The organism is Streptomyces sp. NPDC057638, assembly GCF_042800315.1.
In the GTDB taxonomy this organism is placed as follows: domain Bacteria; phylum Actinomycetota; class Actinomycetes; order Streptomycetales; family Streptomycetaceae; genus Streptomyces.
Genome location: NZ_JBHVHF010000033.1, coordinates 19,733 through 41,854, shown reverse-complemented (window position 1 = coordinate 41,854; position 22,122 = coordinate 19,733). Strand labels below are relative to the sequence as shown.

The following is a 22,122-nucleotide window of genomic DNA, read 5'->3' as shown; positions in this document are numbered from 1 at the left end:
ACATGGATCCGCGCCCCCATCCCAGGGCCATGAGGGCTCCGCCCGTGGGACTACTGGTCCCGGTACATCTCCGCGACCAGGAACGCCAGGTCGAGCGACTGGCTGCGGTTGAGCCGGGGGTCACAGGCGGTCTCGTACCGCTGGTGGAGATCGTCGACGAAGATCTCGTCGCCGCCGCCGACACACTCGGTGACATCGTCGCCGGTCAGCTCGACATGGATGCCGCCCGGGTGGGTGCCGAGGGCCTTGTGGACCTCGAAGAAGCCCTTGACCTCGTCGAGTACGTCGTCGAAGCGCCGGGTCTTGTGGCCGGAGGCCGCCTCGAAGGTGTTGCCGTGCATCGGGTCGGTGACCCAGGCCACGGTGGCACCGGAGGCGGTGACCTTCTCCACCAGCTGGGGGAGCTTGTCGCGGATCTTGTCCGCGCCCATCCGGACGATGAAGGTCAGCCGGCCGGGCTCACGGTCCGGGTCCAGCCGGTCGATGTAGGTCAGCGCCTCGTCGACGGTGGTCGTCGGGCCGAGCTTGATCCCGATCGGGTTGCGGATCCGGGAGGCGAACTCGATATGGGCCCCGTCGAGCTGCCGGGTGCGCTCACCGATCCAGACCATATGGCCGGAGACGTCGTAGAGGTGGCCGGTGCGGGAGTCGATCCGGGTCAGGGCCGACTCGTAGTCCAGCAGCAGCGCCTCGTGGGAGGCGAAGAACTCGACCGTACGGAACTCCGCCGGGTCGGTGCCGCACGCCTCCATGAAGTTGAGCGCGTTGTCGATCTCCCGGGCGAGCTGCTCGTAGCGCTGGCCGGAGGGGGAGGACTTCACGAAGTCCTGGTTCCAGGCGTGCACCTGGCGCAGGTCGGCGTAGCCACCGGTGGTGAAGGCGCGGACCAGGTTCAGCGTGGCGGCGGAGGCGTGGTACATCCGCTTCAGCCGCTGCGGGTCCGGAACCCGCTCCGCCTCGGTGAACGCGAAGCCGTTGACCGAGTCACCCCGGTAGGTCGGCAGGGTCACCCCGTCGCGGGTCTCGGTGGGCTTGGAGCGCGGCTTGGAGTACTGACCGGCGATCCGGCCGACCTTGACCACCGGCACGGAGGCCGCGTAGGTGAGGACGGCGCCCATCTGGAGCAGCGTCTTCAGCTTGGCCCGGATGTCGTCGGCGCCGACCGCGGCGAACGACTCCGCGCAGTCACCGCCCTGGAGCAGGAACGCCTCGCCCCGGGCGACCGCGGCCATACGGGCGCGCAGCTGGTCGCACTCACCGGCGAAGACGAGCGGCGGATAGCTTTCGAGCTCGGCGATCACATCGCGCACGGCCTCGGCATCCGGGTACTCGGGCTGCTGCGCTGCAGGCAGGTCTCGCCAGGTGTTGCCACCCAAGGTGGTCTTAGCGTTCAGGGTCACAGCGACCAGGGTACGGGGTCGGGGTGGACACACCTTCGACCGCCCAGAAAGTGAGACACACGGTCCAGACCCATGTCTCGCCGCGAACGGAGTGTTGTATGGTTCGCGCCATGTTCGCGCAACTCAACCAGAACTGGTGGTGGACCGCTCATCCGGCGGCCCACTGACTGCGCGTATCCACACTCGCGAAGGCCGCCCGAGGGGCGGCCTTCTCTCGTTCTCCGGAACGACGGCCGTTCCTCCCGCTCTCCGCCTCGGACCCGGAAGGAACCGCCCTGATGCCCCACGTACCGCAGCACGTCAGCCCGGAGCCGGTGAACTCGACCCCCACCGGTCGGGAGCCGGTCACGACAGACTCCGGCCCGGAATCGGAACCTGCCGCTACCCATCCCGGCCCGGCGACGCCCGCCACCGAGGGCGCCGGCCTGATCGCCGGGCTGCTCGCCGGTGACCGCCCCTTCGCCCTGCTCCACCGCCGTACCCCCGGCCACACCCCGGACACCGTCGAGGTGCTCACCGGGTCCGTGCACGAGGTCTCCACCCTCGCCGAGCTGCCCGTCGGTGACCGTCCCGCGCTCGCGCTCGTCCCCTTCCGCCAGATCCGTGAGCGCGGCTTCGCCGTCCGTGACGACGGCACCCCGCTGAGCGTGCTCGTCGCCGACGAGACGGCGGTGCTGCCGCTCGCCGAGGCCCTCGACCTCCTCCCCCGCCAGGACATCCGGGTCGCCGACGGCGGCTTCGACGTCCCGGACGAGGAGTACGAGGAGATCGTGCGCCGGGTGGTCCGGGACGAGATCGGCCAGGGCGAGGGCGCCAACTTCGTCGTCCGCCGCACCTACACCGGCACGATCCCCGGCTTCGGCCGATCCGACGCGCTGGCGCTGTTCCGGCGGCTGCTGGCGGGCGAGCGGGGCGCGTACTGGACCTTCGTCGTCCACACGGGCGCGCGCACCCTGGTCGGGGCCAGCCCCGAGGCCCATGTGCGGATGAGCGGCGGCACCGTCGTGATGAACCCGATCAGCGGCACCTACCGCTATCCCGCCCAGGGCCCGGACGCCGAGTCGCTGCTGCGGTTCCTCGCCGACCCCAAGGAGCGGGACGAGCTGTCCATGGTCGTGGACGAGGAGCTGAAGATGATGTGCGCGGTCGGCGACCGGGGCGGGGTGGTCGTCGGCCCCCGGCTCAAGGAGATGGCCCATCTCGCGCACACCGAGTACGAGCTGCGCGGGCGCTCCACCCTCGATGTCCGCGAGGTGCTGCGGGAGACGATGTTCGCGGCGACCGTCACCGGCTCCCCCGTCGAGAACGCCTGCCGGGTGATCCAGCGGTACGAGCGGGGCGGGCGCGGCTACTACGCCGGGGCCCTCGCCCTGCTCGGCCGGGACGCCAGCGGGGCCCAGACCCTGGACTCGCCCATCCTGATCAGGACCGCCGACATCGACCCGGACGGCGGGCTGCGGGTGCCCGTCGGGGCGACGCTGGTGCGGGACTCCGACCCGGCGAGCGAGGTGGCCGAGACCCACGCCAAGGCGGCCGGGGTGCTCAGCGCGCTCGGGGTGCGCCCCGGGCGGCCCGCGCGGGAGGACACCGCCCGGCCCCGGCTGGGCGACGACCCCCGGGTGCGGGCCGCGCTCGACGCCCGGCGGGGCTCGCTGGCGCCGTTCTGGCTGCGGATGCGGGAGACGGCCGTACCGACCGGCGCCCACGCCCTCGTGGTGGACGGCGAGGACACCTTCACGGCGATGCTGGCCCATCTGCTGCGCTCCACCGGACTGACGGTGAGCGTGGTGCGGCATGACGCGCCGGGGCTGGCCGAACGGGCGCTGGGTCATCAGGGGCCGGTGGTGCTCGGGCCGGGGCCCGGCGATCCCCGCGATCTCGCGGACCCCAAGATGCGGGTGCTGCGGAAGCTGACGACCGCGCTGCTGCGGGGACGGCGGCACGGAGTGCTGGGGGTCTGCCTCGGGCACGAGCTGCTCGCGGCGGAGCTCGGTCTTGAGCTAGTGCGCAAGGAGAAGCCGTGCCAGGGGACACAGGAGCGGATCGATCTCTTCGGGCGGTCTGAGACGGTCGGCTTCTACAACAGCTTCAGCGCGCGGTGCGACGACGCGACGGGGCGGGAGCTGGCGGCCCATGGCATCGAGGTGGCGCGGGCCCGGCCGTCCGGGGAGGTCCACGCCCTGCACGGGCCGGGCTTCGCGTCGGTCCAGTTCCATCCGGAGTCGGTGCTGACGCTCGACGGACCCGCGATCGTCGCCTCCCTCCTGCCGCACCTCCAGCCCGCGCCGCTGTAGGCCACCGGCCGCGTACCACGGGGGGCCGCTGTAGGCCACCGGCCCCGTGGTACGCCGGTGCCGCGGCCGACGGCGGTCCGGGCCCTGGGGGACAGGGCCCGGGCCGCCGGGGCGGGCGGTCAGCGGCGTACCACGGGCGGGAAGGGCGGTCGGCGGATCAGCCGAAGAAGACGCCGACCTCGTCGTAGAGGGAGGGGTCCACGGTCTTGAGGCGGGCCGTCGCCTCGGCGATCGGCACCCGGACGATATCCGTCCCCTGGAGGGAGACCATCATCCCGAACGCCCCCTCCCGTACCGCGTCGATCGCGTGCAGTCCGAACCGCGTCGCCAGCCAGCGGTCGAACGCCGTCGGGGTGCCGCCGCGCTGCACATGCCCGAGTACCGTCGTCCGCGCCTCCTTGCCGGTGCGGCGCTCGATCTCCTTCGCCAGCCACTCCCCGACCCCGGAGAGCCGCACATGGCCGAAGGAGTCGAGCGAACCGTCCTTGAGTACGGCGTCGCCGTCCTGGGGCATCGCGCCCTCGGCGACGACGACGATCGGCGCGTAGGTGGCCTTGAAGCGCGAGGTCACCCAGGCGCAGACCTGGTCGAGGTCGAAGCGCTGCTCGGGGATGAGGATCACGTTGGCGCCGCCGGCGAGGCCCGAGTGCAGGGCGATCCAGCCCGCGTGGCGGCCCATGACCTCCACCACCAGGACCCTCATATGGGACTCGGCGGTGGTGTGGAGCCGGTCGATGGCCTCGGTGGCGATGGAGACGGCGGTGTCGAAACCGAAGGTGTAGTCGGTGGCGGAGAGGTCGTTGTCGATGGTCTTGGGGACACCGACACAGCGCACCCCGTACTCGTCGTGGAGCCGGGCGGCGACACCGAGGGTGTCCTCGCCGCCGATCGCGATCAGGGCGTCGACCTCGGCCTTGGCGAGATTGTCCTTGACCCGGCGGATGCCGTCGTCCGCCGTGAGGGGGTTGGTGCGCGAGGAGCCGAGGATGGTGCCGCCGCGGGGCAGGATGCCACGGACGGCGGGGATGTCGAGCGGGATCGTGTCGCCTTCGAGGGGGCCGCGCCAGCCGTCGCGGTATCCCACGAACTCATACGAGTACTCCTGGACGCCCTTGCGGACGACGGCGCGGATGACCGCGTTGAGGCCGGGGCAGTCGCCGCCACCGGTCAGAACTCCGACGCGCATGGATCCTTCCCTTCGCCTGAATCCTTCGCCTGATGGGCCCCGGGACACGCCCTGCGGCTCGGTGGCCCCAGGGGGGCGCGCCAGATGACCCTGGCCTCACGCTAATGGTGATCCAGGTCACTTCAGGATGCCCGGGAAGGTCAATTCCCGTACGAGAAAAGTCCGTTGGGGTTCACGCGGCGAGGGAATTCCACCCATACGAGGGATGTGGGCGTCACCACGGGGGTGACGGTGATGACATGGCGTACGCCGAAGGGGTGTGCCCGTCCGAGACGCACGGGGAGGAACGCCAACGGGCCGGGCGGGGGTCGGCGGCCAGGGCGGCGCCGAAGAACGCTCACAAACGCCGACAAACGCTGCTGAGCGCCGACAAACACTGCCGAGCGCTGACGAACGCCGACGAGCACTGCCGAGCGCCGCCGGACGCCACCGGGTACCGGGCGAGCGGGCGGGAAGGCTCGTCACCCGCACACGGGGATCGGGGAAGGCGGTCGGCGAACGCCTCGGTACGGGACCGCCCGCGCGCCCGCTCCGGACCTCGGCCTCCCCGCGCCGGGGAGCATGCCTCGCGCCGGTCCTCACGCGTCGATGTCGTCCAGACCGCGCTCGATGGCGTAGCGGACCAGCTCGACCCGGTTGTGCAGCTGGAGCTTGCCCAGGGTGTTCTGGACATGGTTCTGCACGGTCCGGTGCGATATCACCAGCCGCTCGGCTATCTGCTTGTACGACAGCCCCTTGGCGACCAGGCGCAGCACCTCCGTCTCCCGGTCGGTGAGCCGGGGGGCCTTGGGCTCGCCGTCGCCGGGCGTGGCGGCGGGCTCGGTGGCCAGCCTGCGGTACTCACCGAGGACGAGCCCGGCGAGCCCCGGGGTGAAGACGGCGTCACCGACGGCGGTCCGGCGCACGGCGTCGACCAGTTCCTCCGTACTCGCGGACTTGAGCAGATAGCCCGTCGCGCCGGACTTCACCGCCTCCAGCACATCCGCGTGCTCCCCGCTGGCGGAGAGGACGAGCACCCGCAGCTGTGGCTGGGAGCCGACCAGCTCCTTGCAGACCTGGACACCCGGCAGCAGGGGCAGATTGAGGTCGAGCACCAGCACGTCCGGCACGGCGGCCTTGGCCCGGCGCACCGCCTGCTGGCCGTCGCCCGCCGTGGCGACCACCTCGAAACCGGCCGCCGCGAGGTCACGGGCGACCGCGTCCCGCCACATCGGGTGGTCGTCGACGACCATCACCTTGATCGACTGCTGCTCGCGCTGTTCATGCTGCTCGCGCTGCTCGCGCTGTTCGCGCTGTTCGCTCATCCTTCTCCGCCTTCCCCCGTGGGACCCCGTCGGCGCCCCTCACGCTGGCGGGCCCCGCGCTTACGGGACCCGTGGAACCTTCAACTCGACCTCGGTGCCCTGGCCGGGCACCGAGATCAGCTCGGCGGTGCCCCCCAGATCCCGCAGCCGCCCCCGGATGGAGAGGGCGACGCCGAGCCTGCCCTCGCCCTCGGCCTGCGCCAGCCGGCCCTCCGGGATACCGGGGCCGTCGTCGCGAACCGTGACGATCACCTCGTCGGTCCAGTCCTCCAGGAGGATCCAGGCATGGGCGTCGGGGCCCGCGTGCCGTCCCACATTGTCCAGGGCGGCACTGACAGCGGCCGCGAGCTCCCGCGCCGCCTCGGCCGGGAGCGGCACCGGGGCGCCCGGCTCGGAGAAGGTCACCCGCGCGCCCGCGTGCGGCGCGAGCAGGGCGCGCAGATCGACGGAGGCGGCCGTCTGGCCGGATCCGTCCCCATGGCCGGTCGCATCGGCCGTCCGGACGACCGCGCCGCGCGAGGCGTCCCCGGAGGCGCGGGTCGCCGGGACCAGCCCGCTGGACACCAGGGTGCGCAGGGCGATCTCCTGCTCTCCGGCCAGCCGTCCCAGCTCGGCGGCCTCGCCGCCGATCGCGGTACCCCGCCGCTGGACCATGGCCAGCACCTGGAGCACGCTGTCATGGATGTCGCGGGCCAGCCGCTCCCGCTCCCGGGTGGCGGCCTCGATCTCCAGGGCGCGGGCCAGGGTCCGCTCGGAGGCGCGGGCGACCTCGACGACATAGCCGATGGCGATGGAGGCCACCCAGACCAGCAGCACGTTGTGGAGGGTGTCCTGGCTGGGCTCGCCGCGCTCGACGATGTTGGCGACGGCGACGAGGGAGGAGGCGAACCCGGCCCAGCGCCAGCCGCCCTTGATGGCGAACGCCAGCACCGCCCCCGCCGTCCAGATCGACGGCAGGGTGGGGGCGTCGGCGGTGCGCGCCTGGGCGTCGGCGAGCGGGGTGATGAGGATGCCGGTGAGCGCGATCGTCAGATCGACGGCGAGGAACGGCTTGGTGCAGCGTTCCGCGCCCGAGACCTGGGGCAGGGTCGCCAGCGTCCACACCGCCAGGACGGCGAGGAAGACCATCGCCACCCAGGGGCGCTCGTACTGGTCGCGGGTGGCGAAGAGGAGTACCGCGTAGACCATCGTGATGACGCGGTACGCGGTGAGCGCGCGCCATAGTGGCTGCTCCACCGACATCCGTACGACGCGTTCGCGCTTCACCCTGTGTCCCCCCATGGTGATGTCGTCCCCGCGCGGCATGCGGCGCGGGGTCGCCGTGCGGTGGCCCGTCACCGCGCGGCGTGCTCGTGGCCCTCGGCCGTGTCGCCGGAACCCGGTCCGCCGGGCGTTCCCGCCGGGCGGGCGGCACTCTTCTGCCGGCGTTCTTGCGTCGGCGCTCCCCGGGCAGCGGGGCCCGCGTGTGCCCGGACCCCGGGTCCGTGGGCCGCCCGCCGTCCGGGGCGGGACCGGGCTCCCGTCGGCACAGTCGCTGTTGACTCCCGCCGACTTCTACCGACTCCTCCCGGCTCCCGCCGGTTCCCTCAGGCGGCCGGACGGTCCGTGGCCCCGGCGCCGCCGTCGCGCTCGGTGCCCGGCGTCCGTGTGCCCTGCTCGGTCCGTGCCGTCCGCCCGGCCGTGGCCACCGGCGCGCTCTCGGCCTGCTCGGCCTCGGCCCGCTCGGCCTTCTCCGCCTTCGCCGCGGCCTTCTCCGCCTTCGCGGCCTCGGCGATCTCCCGCTTGGCCACGGTGGCGTAGATGTCGACGTACTCCTGGCCGGAGAGCTTCATGATCTCGTACATGACCTCGTCGGTCACCGAGCGCAGGATGTACCGGTCGCCCTCCATACCGTGGTACCGGCTGAAGTCCAGCGGCTTGCCGATCCGGATCCCCGGGCGCATCAGCTTGGGGACGACCTTGCCAGGCGGCTGGATCTTCTCCGTGTCGATCATGGCGATCGGGATCACCGGCGCCCCCGTCGCGAGCGCCACCCGGGCCAGGCCGCCGGGCTTGCCGCGGTAGAGCCTGCCGTCCGGGGAGCGGGTGCCCTCGGGGTAGATCCCGAAGAGGCCGCCCTTGCGCACCACCTCGATACCGGCCTTGATCGCCGCCTCGCCCGCGCCGCGCCCGCCCGAGCGGTCCACCGGGAGCTGGCCCACGCCCTTGAAGAAGGCGGCGGTCAGCCTGCCCTTCACTCCGGGTGAGGTGAAGTACTCCGCCTTGGCGATAAAGGTGACCTTGCGGTCGAGGACCGCCGGGAGGAAGAAGGAGTCGGAGAAGGAGAGGTGGTTGCTCGCGAGGATCGCCGGGCCCTCGGCGGGAATGTTCTCCAGCCCCTCCACCCAGGGCCTGAAGGCAAGCTTCAGCGAGCCTCCCAGGGAGAACTTCATTGCGCCGTAGATCAACTCGAATGCCTCCTGTTGCTGTCGAACAGACCTTAACCCGAGGTGACCGGCGGGCCCCGCGCCGAGGGGCCTGCGGACCTGGTCGGTGTCAGTCCGGTCGCGTACCGTGAGATACGGGCTTCGGACATGTTCGAAGCCCTCCCCGAGTCCGGCACGCGGACGGGCCCGGCACGCCCGGCCCCGTCCGACGCGCACGAGCCCCAGCCGCACGCACGGAACAGGAGACCCCCGGTGCCCGTCCTTCCCGGAGCCGAGCCCTACCACCACGAGGGTGGAGAGACCGGCGTCCTTCTCTGCCATGGATTCACCGGATCCCCGCAGTCCCTGCGGCCCTGGGCCGAGTTCCTGGCGGAGCGCGGGCTGACGGTCTCCCTGCCGCTGCTGCCGGGCCACGGCACCCGCTGGCAGGACATGCAGATCACCGGCTGGCAGGACTGGTACGCGGAGGTGGACCGTGCGCTGCGGGAGCTGCTCACCCGCTGTGAGCGGGTCTTCGTCTTCGGTCTCTCCATGGGCGGCGCGCTCACCCTGAGGCTCGCGGCCAAGCACGGCGACGCGGTGCGGGGCATCGTCCTGGTCAATCCGGCGAACAAGGTGCATGGCCTGGCCGCCCACGCGCTGCCCGTCGCCCGCCATCTGGTCCGCACCACCAAGGGCCTGAGCGACGACATCGCCAAGGAAGGGGCCCACGAGCTGGGGTACGACCGGGTGCCGCTGCACGCCGCCCACTCGCTGCGGCGGTTCCTGCGCCTGGTCGACCACGAGCTGCCCCAGGTCACCCAGCCGCTGCTGCTGCTGCACAGTCCTCAGGACCATGTGGTGCCGCCGGTCGACTCGGCCCGGATCCTCGGCCGGGTCTCCTCCACCGATGTCCGCGAGATCCTGTTGGAACAGAGCTACCACGTTGCGACGTTGGACCATGACGCGGAGCGGATCTTCGAGGAGAGTCACGCGTTCGTCGGCCGCCTCGCTCCCAGTGTCACGCAGAAGGAGGGGAGTTCGACCGGTGGCTGAGCATGACGCGGACCGTGAGCCGCAGCCCATCGACGAGGAGGCCGCCTGGGCCGCCATCGTCGCGGGATACGGCGAGGAGCCCGTGGACCCGCCGGGCGCGAGACCGTTCCGCTCGGTCGAGGACCTCGCCCTCCTCGAAGACGACACGAAGGACGCCCACGATCTGACAGGGAGAGGGCCGGAGGCAGGGAAGAAGGAGAAGGAGAAGGAGGAGCGGCGCGCGGACTCCCCGGAGGCCACGCCCCCCGAGTCCAAGGACCCCGGGGAGAGCCCGGCGCTCGGCTCCTCCATCGCCTTCGCCCCCGGCGTCGGCGGGGCGGGCCCCCGGGACTACGGCCTGGCCCAGCCCAAGGAGGACGATCTCGACGAGAGCGACGAGGGCCACTTCGTACCGCCGGAGCCCCCGCCGCTGCCGGAGGCCGACACCACCGCCAAGTTCGCCTGGCTGTCGGTGATCGGAGGACCGGTCCTGATGCTGCTCGCGGTCCTCCTCGGCTGGGAGATGACCTGGTGGCTGACGACCCTGTGCGTCGGCGGCTTCATCGGCGGCTTCATCACCCTGGTGGCGCGGATGTCCCAGGGCGACGACGAGGACGACAGCCCGGGCCGGGGCGCCGTGGTCTAGGCAGTGGCCGAACGGCCCGGCCGAGGGGGGCCACCGGGCGGAGCCTGGGCGCCCTCCGGCGGCCGGGCCCTCAGTGGAGCGGGATACGCAGCGCGGCCAGGACCGGGAGATGGTCGGTGGCCGCCGACAGATCCGCGTCGCTGACGCCCGGCAGCCCCCGGGGCACACCGCAGCCGAGCACGTCCACCCCCTTGGAGGCGAAGACGGCGTCGATCCGGCGCCGGGGCGCACGGGCCGGGAAGGTGTGCTCACCGCCCCAGGGCGCCACGGCCCAGCAGTCCTGGAGCCCGGCGGCGATCCGGCCGAAGCCCGGCCCGTCCGCCTCCTCGTTGAGATCACCGGCCACGACGGAGTACGGGGTGTCCAGCGCGGCGACCTGGTCCAGCAGCGCCTCCGCGTGATCGCGGCGCTCCTCCCGGCGCAGGCCCAGATGGCAGCTGACCACACCGATCCGGGCTCCCCCGATCCGTACCACGGCGGTGGCGAAGCCCCGGCGGTGCTGGCCGGGGGTGAGCGGGAGCAGGATGTCCGCGGTCCGTTCGACGGTTACGCGCAGGGAGCACAGCAGCAGGGGCCCGGCGGCGGTGGCGCCGCCGCCCAGGACCACGAGATCGCTCTTGGCGGCGATCCGGGCGGCATGCTTGCGCCAGCGGAAGAAGCGGGGAGCCTCCTGGACGAGGACGAGGTCCGGTGCGCAGGCGCGGATCACCCGGACCAGGGCGTCCTCGTCGTCCCGGAGGGAGCGCACGTTGTAGCCGAGGACGCGGAGGGTGGGCGAACCATCCGTGTCGGTACCGGAGTTGGGGAGCGAGGTGGCCATGGGCGGCACCCTACGGCCCGCCCGGCGCACGGGGCTCGCCCGCCCCGTACGCCACGCCGCGGGCCCCCGGCCCGGCGGTGTCAGCCCTGGCGGGCCAGGTCCGCCGCGCCCACCATGCCCGCCTTGTTGCCCAGCCGCGCGGCCAGCACCTGGGCATGGGGACGCCACTGGCCGCCGATCAGCCAGCGGCGGAAGGACTTGCGGATGGGGTCGAGCACCAGATCGCCCTCGTCGGAGACGCCACCGCCGACGATGAACGCGGACGGGTCGAAGAGCGAGGCCAGGTCCGCCAGTCCCGCGCCCGCCCAGCGGGCCAGCTCGCGGAAGGAGTCGATGGCGACCGGGTCGCCCTGGCGGGCGGCCTCGCTGACATGCCTGCCCTGGATGCCGTCGGGGGTGCCGTCGCCGAGGCCGAGCAGGATGCCCGCGTGCTCGGGGGTGGCGTTGGCGCGCTGCCGGGCGTAGCGGACCAGGGCGCGGCCCGACGCGTACTGCTCCCAGCAGCCCTGGGAGCCGCAGCCGCAGAGCAGACCGTCGGGGACGACCCGGATATGGCCGAACTCGGCCGCCACTCCGAAGCGGCCCCGGCGCAGTTTGTTGCCGATGATGATGCCGCCGCCGAGGCCGGTGCCGAGGGTGATGCAGATGACGTCGCTGTGGCCCTGGCCCGCGCCGAAGCGGTACTCGCCCCAGGCGGCGGCGTTGGCGTCGTTCTCCACGACGACCGGCAGGCCGACGCGCTGCTCGACCTTGTCCTTGAGCGGCTCATGGCGCCAGAGGATGTTGGGGGCGAAGAGGACGGTGGCGCGCTTGTCGTCGACGTAGCCCGCCGCGCCGATGCCGACGGCCTCGATCTCCTGGCCCTTGCCCGCACCTCCCACGGCCGAACAGATCGCGTCCACGATGCCGTCCGGGGTGGCCGGAGTGGGCACGGTGTGTGTCTCCAGGATGGTGCCCTCTTCGTCGACCACTCCGGCGGCGATCTTGGTACCGCCGATGTCGACCCCGATGGTGAGTCCCATATGTCCCTCAGTTTTCGGTCAAGCCCCGCTGGGGGCCACCGTACCCGAGGGAGGGGGTCTCCTTGATCGACACAGACCCGGCGCAGAACCGGCGGAGGCCGGGACGAGAGCGCCGGAGAACATCCGGTGGGCGGCGGGTCCCGGGCGGCGGTCCGGGGCGGCCAAGCCGGAACGGACAGAAGGGGCGGAAGGGGGCAGAAGGTCCGGGTGGAGCGCCGTCCGGATCAGTCGAGGTCGATGCGCCCGTCGCCCGGGCCGGTGCCGTCATCACGGGGGTCGTCACCGCGCCGGCCGTGATCACGCGGGCCGCCGCCGGGACGGTCGCCGCCGGGACGGTCCTCGCTGGGGCGGCCGTCGTCACCACGGTCGGCGGAGGCGGCCTCGTCCGTTCCGGCCCGCCGGGGGCCCTGGTCGGTGGCGCGGTCGGGGTCGGTGGTCCAGCGGCGCTCATGGCCCTCGACCGCCGACCGGTAGGCGGCCAGCAGCTCTCCGCCCGCCGCCGCGAGGTGGTCGAAGATCTGAGGGTTGCGCTCGATGACCGGCTCGACGGCGGACTTCGCCTGGTTCACCAGGTTCTGTACGGCGCTCTGCGCGGCGATCCCGGGCAGCGAGGTCTGGAACTCGGTGACCTTGTCGGCGACGGCGCCGAACAGCTTGCGCAGCTCGTCGGCGGCGGAACCGGGCGGCGCGCCGTACTGGGCACGGCGGCGGGCCCGCTCCTCCGCGAGGTCCTCGGCGCACGCCTCGGCCCACGCGTCGGCGTCGGCGTCGGGACGCTGGGTGGCATCACTCATGGCGTACTCCTGCACGGGGGCGTTGGGTCGGCTCGGGGCTCTCGTACGCTCGACGTTACCCGAACGGGCGCGCGCCGTTCAGCGGCGCTGGAACGGGACGTGAGCTTCCCGCCAGGGTCGGCGGGCGCGGGGCCGGGCCTTCCGGGCGTCCACGGGCCGCGCCCCGGCCACCCGGGCACAGGACCGCGAGACCGCAAGGGCCCCGGACGCGGCCGTCAGGACTCCCGGGGCCACAGTCCCGGGTCCGGAGTGAAGCGGACCCTCAGCGTCCCATCGACCAGCCCCGCGCCGGTGACCGCGCAGCGCCGCAGCGCCGACGGCAAGGGCACGATCCGGCGGAACCGGCCCACCGTGAGTAGCAGTTCATCACCGCGCCGGACCAGCCCCACCTCCCCCTTGACGGCGCCGGGCAGCGGGATGGCCCAGACGAGGATGCCCTCGGCCGCCCGCCGGTCCTCGACCGGCCAGCCGGTGGCGGTCGCGTCGGTGGCGTCGGTGGCCGTGGCGGTCGCGTCGGTGGCGGAGTCAGTGCCGTCGGTGGCGGAGTCGGTGGCGTCGGTGGCGTCGGTGCCGTCGGTGGCGGAGTCGGTGGCGGTGGCGTCCCCCACCAGCGGGGCCAGCTCCGCCAGCGCGGCCCAGGTACGGGGTTCACGGCCCGTGTGCGGAACCTCGCGCAGCGCGGTGCCCGGCGACCAGCACGCGTCCCACTCGCCGACCGTCTTCTCCTGGCGGGCGGCGAGATCCGCGAGGAAGGGGTCGGCGGAGTGGCGTGGCAGCACCCGGTTGGCTATCAGCGTCTCCACCCGCAGCCCATGGAGGGCGAGCCCGGTGCGGGCGGTCCGCAGGGCGTCGGTGGCACCCGGTCCGGGTTCGGCGACCACCCGCAGGGTCAGCCCCGGCGAGCCGAGCAGCCGCTGAAGGTCCGCCAGCTCCTCATCGCGCCGCGCGGCCGTCTCGTACAGCCACCGCGCGGGCATCGGGACCCCGGCGAGCTGGGCGAGGACGGGCCGCAGGGCGCGGGCGGCCTGCCGTTCCGGCGGCAGGAGGCGGCGCAGATAGCGGCGGAGCTGCTCGGGCAGGGCGAGCAGCGCGATGGTCTCGGGCAGCGGCGGCAGATCGGCGACGACGAGGTCCCAGTCACCGGACCTGGCCCCGAGCAGGGCCCGGAGCAGGGAGAACTGGTCGCTCCCCGGCAGCGGGGTCAGCTCCTCGTCCGCGAAGGCGCGGGCGCCGAGCAGATCGAGCGCGGGCCCGGCGTGCTCCTGGAGCGAGAGGAACTCGGCGCGGAAGTCGGCGGCCGGGTCGATCCGGGCGGCCCACAGGCCCTCCGCGACCGGGGTGGGTACGGCGGTGAGCGGGGCGCCGCCGTCGGTGGCGGGCAGGGCGTCGGGGCTGAGCAGCAGGACCCGGCGGCCGGTGGTGTCCGTACCGCGATCACACGGCGCGGACGTACCGGACGTACCGCGAACGCGCGCGGCGGCGGCCAGCGCGGTCGCCGCCGCCATGGTCGTACGGCCCGCGCCGCCGAGGCCGGTGACGAGGACCGTGCGCATCAGACGGCGGGACGGCTCTCGACGCGCTTCTTCAGCCCGTCGAGGGCGCGGTCGATGATGACCTTCTCGGCCTTCCGCTTGATCATGCCGAGCATGGGGATCTTGACGTCGACGGTGAGCCGGTAGGTGACCTCGGTACGGTCGCCGCCGCCCACGGGCACGAGGGTGTACGAACCGTCGATCGCCCGCAGCATCTGCGACTTCACCAGGGTCCAGCTCACCTTGTTCTCGCCCTCCCAGGTGTAGGCGAGGGTGTGGTCGTCCTTGATCGCCCCGGCGTCGAGGACGAGCCGGACCTGCTCGGCGCGGCCCTGGCCGTCCCGGGAGACGATCTCGGCCTGCTTCACCTCGCCGGTCCACTCCGGGTAGCGGTCGAAGTCCGCGATGACCGTCATCACCTCGGCCGGGTCCGCCTCGATGGTGATGCTTGAGCTGGTGTGTTCCGCCATCGCTGCGGCTCCTCACAGTGCGGTACGACCGGGGCTGGTGTGGTGTGCAGGCTATCGCGCCCGGACGGGGCGCCGGGCGCGAGGGGCGGCCCCACGCGGGCACCGGCGGCGGACGCGCGGGCCGCTCACCACTCCAGCACCCACGGCCTGCCCGTCGAGGCGAAGTGCCCCACGTTCACGCACTCCGTCGCCCCCACCCGCATCCGTGACACCAGCGGCTGATGCACATGCCCGAAGAGGGCGTACCGGGGCCGGGTGCGGTGGATGGCCGCCAGCAGCGCCCCGCTGCCGCCCTCGAAGCGGCGGGCGACGGTGTCATAGGTCAGCTCGGGAACGTCCGGCGGGATATGGGAGCAGAGGACGTCGACCTCACCGAGCGCCTCGACCTTCGCCGCGTACTCCTCCTCCGGTATCTCGTACGGTGTCCGCGACGGCGAGGGCAGTCCGCCGCCGACGAAACCGAAGACCAGACCGCCGATCTCCACCCGCTCCCCGTCCAGGACGGTGGTGCCGGGCCGGGCGTACTCCGGCCAGAGGGCGGGGATGTCGACGTTCCCGTAGGTCGCGTAGGTCGGCGTCGGGAAGGCGGCGAACAGCTCGGCGTACTGGCGGCGCACGGCCGACTCGATCGCGGCGTCCCGGGGGATGCCCAGCTCGGCCCAGAGCCGCCGGCCCAGCTCCCGGGCCTCGCCGAAGCGGCGGTCGGTGCGCAGGGAGACGATCAGATCGGCGTTCTCGGCGCCGAAGAGGTCGGGGAAGATCCCCCGGGAGTGGTCGGCGTAGTCCAGGAAGAGGACGAGGTCCCCGAGACAGAGCAGCGCGTCCGCGCCCTCGCCCGCGCGGGCGAGGGCCTCGACATTGCCGTGCACATCGCTGACCACATGGACCCGGGTGCGCCGCTCACTCCGGGTGTCTCGGTTACCTCGCATGGCCGTCACCCTAGGTCGTGTCGTCAAAGTCCCGTCTGTCCGCCGTGCCCTGGCACGCACTCCCCCTGGGCCTCCGGCCCGGGGGTGCCCCCACGCCGCGTTGTCGTCAGTCGCCAATGGCCCCCTGTGCCCTTCGGGCACGGGTGGGGGTGCCCCCGGGCGGAGCCTGGGGGAGTACCCCCGCCGCAGTGACTCTCCCCCTGGACTTCGTCACAGGGGGCGGACGACGCTCCTTTGACGACACTCCCTAAGACGCCCGGATGGAGGGCGGACAGAGGGGTCAGACCGGTCGTTCTTCCAGCTTCGCGCACGCGTGGACTACGCTTCGCGATGCACTTGCCGTGGTGTGTGACGCGGGGAACATCTGGCCGGAACCCCCTACCCGGAACCAACTACCGGTGGGTAACGTCCGGGCAGTCCAACCCCAGCTCATCCCCGGGGGCACCCGCCCGATGGTGGACGGCGGCCGGTGCGCCCGACAGATCCGTGGCGCCGGCGCCCGATGAGGAGCAGCAGTCTTGCGCGAGTTCAGCCTTCCGGCCCTTTACGAGGTCCCCACGGACGGCAACCTGACGGACTTGATCCGCCGCAATGCCGCGCAGCACCCGGATGTCGCCGTGATGGGCAGAAAGACGGAGAACGGCTGGGAGGACGTCACCGCCACCCGCTTCCTCGCCGAGGTGCGCGCCGTGGCCAAGGGCCTGATCGCGGCCGGGATCGCCCCCGGTGACCGGATCGCGCTGATGTCCCGCACCCGGTACGAGTGGGTGCTGATCGACTTCGCCATCTGGAGCGCGGGCGCCGTCACCGTCCCCGTCTACGAGACCAGCTCCGCCGAACAGATCTCCTGGATCCTCTCCGACTCCGGCTGTGTCGCCGCCGTCGTCGAGAACGAGACCCACCTCGCGGCACTGGAATCCGTCCGGGACCGGCTGCCCGACCTGCGCGAGGTCTGGCAGGTCGAGGCCGACGCCGTCGCCACCCTCGTCGCGGCGGGCGCGGAGATCCCCGACACCACCGTGGACGAGCGCAGCGGCCTGGCGAAGGCCGACGACCCGGCGACCATCGTCTACACCTCCGGCACCACCGGGCGCCCCAAGGGCTGTGTCCTCACCCACCGTGCCTTCTTCGCCGAGTGCGGCAACGCCGTCGAACGGCTGAAGCCGCTGTTCCGGACCGGTGAGTGCTCGGTCCTGCTCTTTCTGCCCGCCGCGCACGTCTTCGGACGGCTGATCGAAGTCGGCTCGATCATGGCCCCCATCAAGCTGGGCTGTGTATCCGACATCCGCAACCTCACCGACGATCTGGCGACCTTCCAGCCGACCCTCGTCCTCGGCGTCCCCCGCGTCTTCGAGAAGGTCTACAACGGCGCCCGCGCCAAGGCCCAGGCCGACGGCAAGGGCCCGATCTTCGACCGGGCCGCGCAGACCGCCATCGCCTACAGCCGCGCGCTGGACTCCCCCAAGGGGCCCGGCATCGGGCTGCGGGTCAGGCACGCCGTCTTCGACAAGCTCGTCTACGGGAAGCTGCGGGCCGCCCTCGGCGGCCAAGTGGAACACGCGATCTCCGGCGGCGCGCCGCTCGGCGAACGGCTCGGGCACTTCTTCCGGGGCGTCGGCGTCACCATCCTGGAGGGCTACGGGCTCACCGAGTCCTGCGCCGCCACCGCCTTCAACCCGCCCGACCGGCAGAAGATCGGCACCGTCGGCCAGCCCCTGCCCGGCTCCGTCGTACGCATCGCCGACGACGGCGAGGTCCTCCTCCACGGCGAACACCTCTTCCAGGGCTACTGGAACAACGAGGCCGCCACCGCCGAAGCCCTGCGCGACGGCTGGTTCCACACCGGTGACATCGGCACCCTCGACGAGGACGGCTACCTCACCATCACCGGCCGCAAGAAGGAGATCCTGGTCACGGCGGGCGGCAAGAACGTCGCCCCGGCGGTGATCGAGGACCGCATCCGGGCCCACGCCCTCGTCGCCGAATGCATGGTCGTCGGCGACGGACGCCCCTTCGTGGGCGCGCTCATCACCGTGGACGAGGAGTTCCTCGGCCGCTGGGCCACCGAACGCGGCAAGCCCGGCACCACGGCGGCCGCGCTCCGCGACGACCCCGACCTGCTCGCCGAGATCCAGCGGGCCGTGGACGACGGGAACGCGGCGGTGTCCAAGGCGGAGTCGGTACGGAAGTTCCGGGTGCTGGGGGGACAGTTCACGGAGGAGGCGGGGCATATCACGCCGTCCCTGAAGCTGAAGCGGAATGTGGTGGCGAAGGATTTCGCCGACGAGATCGAAGCCATCTACCGCGCCTAGTTCGTGGGCATGGGTTCCGCCCGGGGCGGAACCCGTGCCCACAAGGGCCCCGGCTACAGGAGGGCGCGGAGGCGGGTGGCGAGGAGGTCCCAGCGCCAGGTGGAGTGGATCCAGGCGCGGCCCCGCTCACCCATGCGCCGCCGCAACTCGGGGTCGAGCAGCAGCTCGGTGACCCGCTCCGCGGCCTCCGCCGCGGAGCCGCCCCGCACCACCCACCCCGTCTCCCCGTCCAGCACCGCGTCCGGCGCGCCTCCGGAGTCCCCGGCGACCACCGGCAGTCCGGTCGCCGACGCCTCCAGGTAGACGATGCCGAGCCCTTCCACGTCGAGGCCGCCGCGCCGGGTGCGGCACGGCATCGCGAAGACGTCCCCGGCCCCGTAGTGGGCGGGGAGTTCGCTCCAGGGCACGGCGCCGGTGAAGCGGACGGAGTCGCCGACGCCGGTGGTCTCGACGAGTCGGCGCAGTTCCCTCTCGTACGGCCCGCCGCCGACGATCAGCAGGACGGCGTCGGGGACACGCGCCAGGATGGCGGGCATGGCCCGGATGAGGGTGTCCTGGCCCTTGCGGGGCACCAGGCGGGAGACGCAGACGACGACGGGCCGGTCGGCGAGGCCGAGGCGGCGGCGGATCTCCTCGCCGCCGGAGCCGGGGTGGAAGGTGGTCTCGTCCACGCCGGGTGGCAGATGCGTCATCCGGGCGGCCGCTTCCGGGGTGAGGGCGGAGGCGATCCGGGAGCGGGTGTACTCGCCCAGATAGGTGATCGTGTCGGTGCCCTCGCCGATCCTCCGCAGCAGTTGCCGGGCGGCGGGGAGCTGGGCCCAGCCCGCCTCGTGGCCGTGGGAGGTGGCGACGATCCGGCGCGCGCCCGCCCGCCGGAGGTCGGGCGCCATCAGCCCGAGGGGGGCGGCGGCGCCGAACCAGACGGACTCGCAGCCGTGTTCCCGCAGCAGCGCGACCGCGCGGCGGGTGACCCGGGGGGTGGGCAGCAGCATGGTGGTGCGGTCCCGGACGACGGTGAACGGCTGTTCCGCGTCGAACGCGGCGGTCGCCTCGGCGCCCTCGCGCCCGCGCTTCCAGGTGGAGGCGTAGACGACGACCTGGTCGGGGTCGAGCCGTACCGCCATGTTGTGCAGGAACGCCTGGATCCCGCCGGGCCGGGGCGGGAAGTCATTGGTCACGATCAAGGTCTTGTGCATCGTCCGCCGACAGTACCGAACGTGCTCCGGCGCGCCGCACGGCCCCGCCTCACCGGCCGGGGGCGTCCCCCGGAGGCATCATGGACCCGCTCAGACGACTCCGAAACCCCGCAGAGCGCGACAAAAAGGGGGCCGTATGGCACGTCTGCGGCAGCTCGCCCTCTGGGCGCTCACCCGTGCCGTGCTGCTGCTCTGGGCGCTCGGAGCGCTGACGTTCCCCGGTCCCGATGTCACCACCGATGTCTCGGTGATCTACCAGGGCTGGTACGCGTCGCTGCGCTCCGGCACCTTCCCCGTGGACGACGTCACCTGGCAGTACCCGCCCGCCGCCGCCCTGCCCCTGCTCTCCCCCGCCCTGCTCCCCTCCCTCGACTATCCGACCGCCTTCTCCCTCCTCGTCCTGCTCTGCGACGCGGCGGTGCTGGCGCTGCTGCGGTACGGGGAGGACCGGCCCGGCCGGTCCCGGCGCGGCTCCTGGGCCTGGGTCTGCGGCGTGCCGCTGCTCGGGCCCACCGCCTATGCCCGCTATGACCTGATGGTGGTGGCGGTCGCGGTCGCCGCGCTGCTCGCGGGGGCGCGGCGGCCCGCGCTGCTGGGCGCCCTCGCCGGGTTCGGGGCGCTGCTCAAGGTCTGGCCGGTGCTGCTGCTCACGGGTGTCGCGCCGGGGCGGTCGGCGCGGCGCGCGGGGATCGCGGCGGGCGCGGTGGCCGCCGCGCTGACCGTGGGGTTCGCCGTGGCGCTGCCGGGTTCCCTCGGTTTCCTCACCGCCCAGCGGGACCGGGGTACGGAGGTGGAGTCGCTGGGCGCGCTGGTCTTCCACGCGGCCCGTCCCCTCGGCTGGCCGGGCCGGGTGGAGCTGCGCTACGGCTCGGTGGAGTTCGTGGGTCCCGCCGTCCCTCTGGTCTCGGCGCTGGCGCTGGCCCTCGCGGTGGCGGCGCTGGCCTGGCTGGCGGTGTGGCGGCTGCGGGCGGTGGTGTACGGCCCGGCGACGCTCTATGACGCGGCGTTCACGGCGGTGCTGCTGCTGACGACGACGAGCCGGGTGATCAGCCCGCAGTATCTGCTCTGGCTGGTGGGTCTGGCGGCGGTCTGTCTGTCCGTCACGGCGAGCCGGATGGCCCTGCCCGCGCTGCTGGTCCTGGCGGCGGCCGGGCTGACGGTGATCGAGTTCCCGCTGCTCTTCGCGGACGTGGTCGACGGGGAGGGGCCCGGCGTGCTGGCGCTGGTGCTGCGGAACGCGCTGCTGGTGGCGGCGGCGTGGGTGGCGTGCGCCCGGCTGTGGCGGGCGGCGCGGGCGGTACGGCGAACCGTAGAGACGGAAGGCGGGACGGAAGGCGGGACGGAAGGCGGGACGGACGGGGAGACGGGGCGGCTGGTGGGGGTGTGACCCCGGACCCGCTCCCCCGCTACCCCGCCGCCTCGCCCAGCCGGTCCGTCAGATGGGCCCGCCAGCCCTCGGTGAACTCGGCCGTGCCCACGCCCAGCACCTCGCGCAGCGCCGCGTCCACCGGTCGCCGGGCCGCCGCGCGGTAGAGCCGGGTCAGCTCCCGGGTACCCCACCGGTCGGCGACCGTCGCGCAGGCGAGCCAGCCGCCCTCGTACGCCCGTGCCAGCGCGTCGGGGCCGCCGCCGAAGGCGAAGTCGGCGGCGGAGGGCAGGGCGGTGGGCGGTTCGCCGCGGGTGACGGCACGGTGGAGCACGGGCGCGGTCTCGGCGGGGGTACGGCCGGTGTCCCGGTGCGCCACCCACTCCGCATACCCCTCGGAGAGCCACATCGGGGTGGTCGCGGTGGTGTGGGCGCGGGTGGCGAGATGGGTGGTCTCGTGGGTGAGCACGATCTGCTGGCCGAACGCGGGCAACTGTCCGTACGCCACCGGGTTGACCACCACCCGGCCGCCGTCGGCGGTGGTGACGGCGGCGACGCCCGCGAACCCGGCGGCGGGCCGGCCCAGCAGGGCGCCCATCGCCTCCAGGGAGGCGGGCAGCAGCACCAGCGGCCGCCGGTCCCACGGCTCGGGCCAGACGGCCGTCACGGCGGGCACCGCCCGGTCCGCGCGCGCCGCCACCGCGCTCACCCGGGCGGGATCCTGGCCGACGGCGAGGACCAGGGCGTGCCGTCCGCGCCCGACCCGGACCGGTCCCTGCTGCCAGAGCTGCGGGAGGGCGCCGGGCGCGGCGCGGTCCCCCGTGACCAGCCAACGGTCGCCGTCCAGCCGGAGTTCCAGCGTCCGGAGGGTGCTGAGGGGCTCGGTGTCCGGGCCGCCGATCCGGTACCGCAGCTCGGCCTCGGCGACGGCCGCGCGCCCCCGGCGCCCGGCGGTGCGCACCCGGTACTCCCAGGTGCTGACGGGAAGCTCCGTACGGTTGCGGAACTCGCGCCGCGCGGTCTCCCGTACGGCGGTCGCCTCCGGCGCGAAGGCCGCCAGATAGGTGTGCTCGTCCCCGGCGAGCGCGGCCCCGGCGCGGCGGTCGAGGGCACGCTGGACCCCGGTCCGGGTCCGCCGGTCGCCGCGCGAGCCGCCGTCCGGGCTCGCTGCGGACTCCGCGCTCTCCGCGCTCTCCGCGCTCTCTGGGCTCTCTGGGCTCTCTGCGCTCTCTGGGTTCTCTGGGTTCTGCGCCGCGTCACAGCCCGCGAGCAGCGCGGGCGCCAGCAGCGCGAGGAAGCCGCGCCGGGGCAGCGGTCCGGGGGCCGCGCGCCCGGCGCCCGGCGCCGTCCGTCCGTGATCAGCCATCGCGCCGATGGTACGGAAGGTGTCCGCGGCCGGGTCCAGCCGGAT

The 22,122-nt window shown here is 73.3% G+C and carries 19 protein-coding genes; 6 read left to right on the top strand and 13 right to left on the bottom strand.

The window, feature by feature from the left end:
* Window positions 1–50: 50 nt before the first annotated feature.
* A complete protein-coding gene (locus tag ACFVIM_RS07605; protein WP_384299720.1) occupies window positions 51–1,400 on the bottom strand; it encodes a class II 3-deoxy-7-phosphoheptulonate synthase in 1,350 nt (449 codons plus the stop codon).
* A gap of 98 nt (window positions 1,401–1,498) precedes the next feature.
* Between ACFVIM_RS07605 and ACFVIM_RS07600 the strand changes: the two genes are divergently transcribed.
* A complete protein-coding gene (locus tag ACFVIM_RS07600) occupies window positions 1,499–1,567 on the top strand; it encodes a trp operon leader peptide (RefSeq protein ID WP_384299724.1) in 69 nt (22 codons plus the stop codon).
* 111 nt (window positions 1,568–1,678) lie between these two features.
* Window positions 1,679–3,694, top strand: coding sequence for a chorismate-binding protein (locus ACFVIM_RS07595; protein ID WP_384299719.1), 2,016 nt, complete (start codon window positions 1,679–1,681; stop codon window positions 3,692–3,694).
* Between the two features lie 157 nt (window positions 3,695–3,851).
* Here the strand turns inward: ACFVIM_RS07595 and ACFVIM_RS07590 are convergent, their stop codons facing one another.
* From ACFVIM_RS07590 to ACFVIM_RS07575, 4 genes are all read right to left on the bottom strand, one after another.
* Window positions 3,852–4,880 (bottom strand): 6-phosphofructokinase, encoded by a 1,029-nt coding sequence (locus ACFVIM_RS07590; protein WP_384299718.1) that lies wholly within the window; start codon window positions 4,878–4,880, stop codon window positions 3,852–3,854.
* Between the two features lie 578 nt (window positions 4,881–5,458).
* The gene (locus tag ACFVIM_RS07585; protein ID WP_384299723.1) at window positions 5,459–6,112 is read right to left on the bottom strand and encodes a response regulator; all 654 of its coding nucleotides are present in this window, start codon (window positions 6,110–6,112) and stop codon (window positions 5,459–5,461) included.
* 132 nt (window positions 6,113–6,244) lie between these two features.
* A complete protein-coding gene (macS, locus tag ACFVIM_RS07580; protein WP_384299717.1) occupies window positions 6,245–7,465 on the bottom strand; it encodes a MacS family sensor histidine kinase in 1,221 nt (406 codons plus the stop codon).
* A 305-nt stretch (window positions 7,466–7,770) separates the two neighbouring features.
* Complete coding sequence (locus ACFVIM_RS07575) at window positions 7,771–8,616, bottom strand: lysophospholipid acyltransferase family protein (RefSeq protein ID WP_384299722.1); 846 nt, start codon at window positions 8,614–8,616, stop codon at window positions 7,771–7,773.
* 246 nt (window positions 8,617–8,862) lie between these two features.
* On the opposite strand from ACFVIM_RS07575, the gene ACFVIM_RS07570 reads away from it, so the two are divergent.
* Entirely contained in the window at window positions 8,863–9,645 is a 783-nt protein-coding gene (locus tag ACFVIM_RS07570; RefSeq protein ID WP_384299716.1) for an alpha/beta hydrolase, read from the top strand.
* Window positions 9,551–10,270 carry a hypothetical protein gene (locus ACFVIM_RS07565; RefSeq protein ID WP_384299715.1) on the top strand — a complete coding sequence of 240 codons (720 nt, stop codon included), beginning with the start codon at window positions 9,551–9,553 and terminating at the stop codon, window positions 10,268–10,270. The genes ACFVIM_RS07570 and ACFVIM_RS07565 overlap by 95 nt, the downstream gene beginning before the upstream one ends.
* 70 nt (window positions 10,271–10,340) lie before the next feature.
* Here ACFVIM_RS07565 and ACFVIM_RS07560 read toward each other — a convergent pair whose 3' ends face one another.
* From ACFVIM_RS07560 to ACFVIM_RS07535, 6 genes are all read right to left on the bottom strand, one after another.
* Window positions 10,341–11,090: an endonuclease/exonuclease/phosphatase family protein gene (locus tag ACFVIM_RS07560; RefSeq protein ID WP_384299714.1), complete on the bottom strand. Its 750-nt coding sequence runs from the start codon at window positions 11,088–11,090 to the stop codon at window positions 10,341–10,343.
* An 80-nt stretch (window positions 11,091–11,170) separates the two neighbouring features.
* Window positions 11,171–12,112 carry an ROK family glucokinase gene (locus tag ACFVIM_RS07555; protein ID WP_384299713.1) on the bottom strand — a complete coding sequence of 314 codons (942 nt, stop codon included), beginning with the start codon at window positions 12,110–12,112 and terminating at the stop codon, window positions 11,171–11,173.
* Between the two features lie 224 nt (window positions 12,113–12,336).
* On the bottom strand, window positions 12,337–12,906 hold the full coding sequence (locus tag ACFVIM_RS07550; protein ID WP_384299712.1) for a DUF5304 family protein: 570 nt from the start codon (window positions 12,904–12,906) through the stop codon (window positions 12,337–12,339).
* A 215-nt stretch (window positions 12,907–13,121) separates the two neighbouring features.
* Window positions 13,122–14,459, bottom strand: coding sequence for an ArsA family ATPase (locus ACFVIM_RS07545; protein ID WP_384299711.1), 1,338 nt, complete (start codon window positions 14,457–14,459; stop codon window positions 13,122–13,124).
* Entirely contained in the window at window positions 14,459–14,908 is a 450-nt protein-coding gene (locus tag ACFVIM_RS07540) for an SRPBCC family protein (protein WP_384299710.1), read from the bottom strand. The genes ACFVIM_RS07545 and ACFVIM_RS07540 overlap by 1 nt, the downstream gene beginning before the upstream one ends.
* 125 nt (window positions 14,909–15,033) lie before the next feature.
* A complete protein-coding gene (locus ACFVIM_RS07535; protein ID WP_384299709.1) occupies window positions 15,034–15,837 on the bottom strand; it encodes a metallophosphoesterase in 804 nt (267 codons plus the stop codon).
* Window positions 15,838–16,355: 518 nt separating this feature from the next.
* On the opposite strand from ACFVIM_RS07535, the gene ACFVIM_RS07530 reads away from it, so the two are divergent.
* Window positions 16,356–18,149 (top strand): AMP-dependent synthetase/ligase, encoded by a 1,794-nt coding sequence (locus ACFVIM_RS07530; RefSeq protein ID WP_384299708.1) that lies wholly within the window; start codon window positions 16,356–16,358, stop codon window positions 18,147–18,149.
* 53 nt (window positions 18,150–18,202) lie between these two features.
* Here the strand turns inward: ACFVIM_RS07530 and ACFVIM_RS07525 are convergent, their stop codons facing one another.
* Window positions 18,203–19,345 (bottom strand): glycosyltransferase family 4 protein, encoded by a 1,143-nt coding sequence (locus ACFVIM_RS07525; protein ID WP_384299707.1) that lies wholly within the window; start codon window positions 19,343–19,345, stop codon window positions 18,203–18,205.
* A 136-nt stretch (window positions 19,346–19,481) separates the two neighbouring features.
* Here ACFVIM_RS07525 and ACFVIM_RS07520 point away from each other — a divergent pair, with 136 nt between their 5' ends.
* Window positions 19,482–20,732, top strand: coding sequence for a glycosyltransferase 87 family protein (locus ACFVIM_RS07520; RefSeq protein WP_384299706.1), 1,251 nt, complete (start codon window positions 19,482–19,484; stop codon window positions 20,730–20,732).
* A 19-nt stretch (window positions 20,733–20,751) separates the two neighbouring features.
* Here ACFVIM_RS07520 and ACFVIM_RS07515 read toward each other — a convergent pair whose 3' ends face one another.
* Window positions 20,752–22,077 (bottom strand): hypothetical protein, encoded by a 1,326-nt coding sequence (locus ACFVIM_RS07515; protein ID WP_384299705.1) that lies wholly within the window; start codon window positions 22,075–22,077, stop codon window positions 20,752–20,754.
* Window positions 22,078–22,122: the final 45 nt, after the last annotated feature.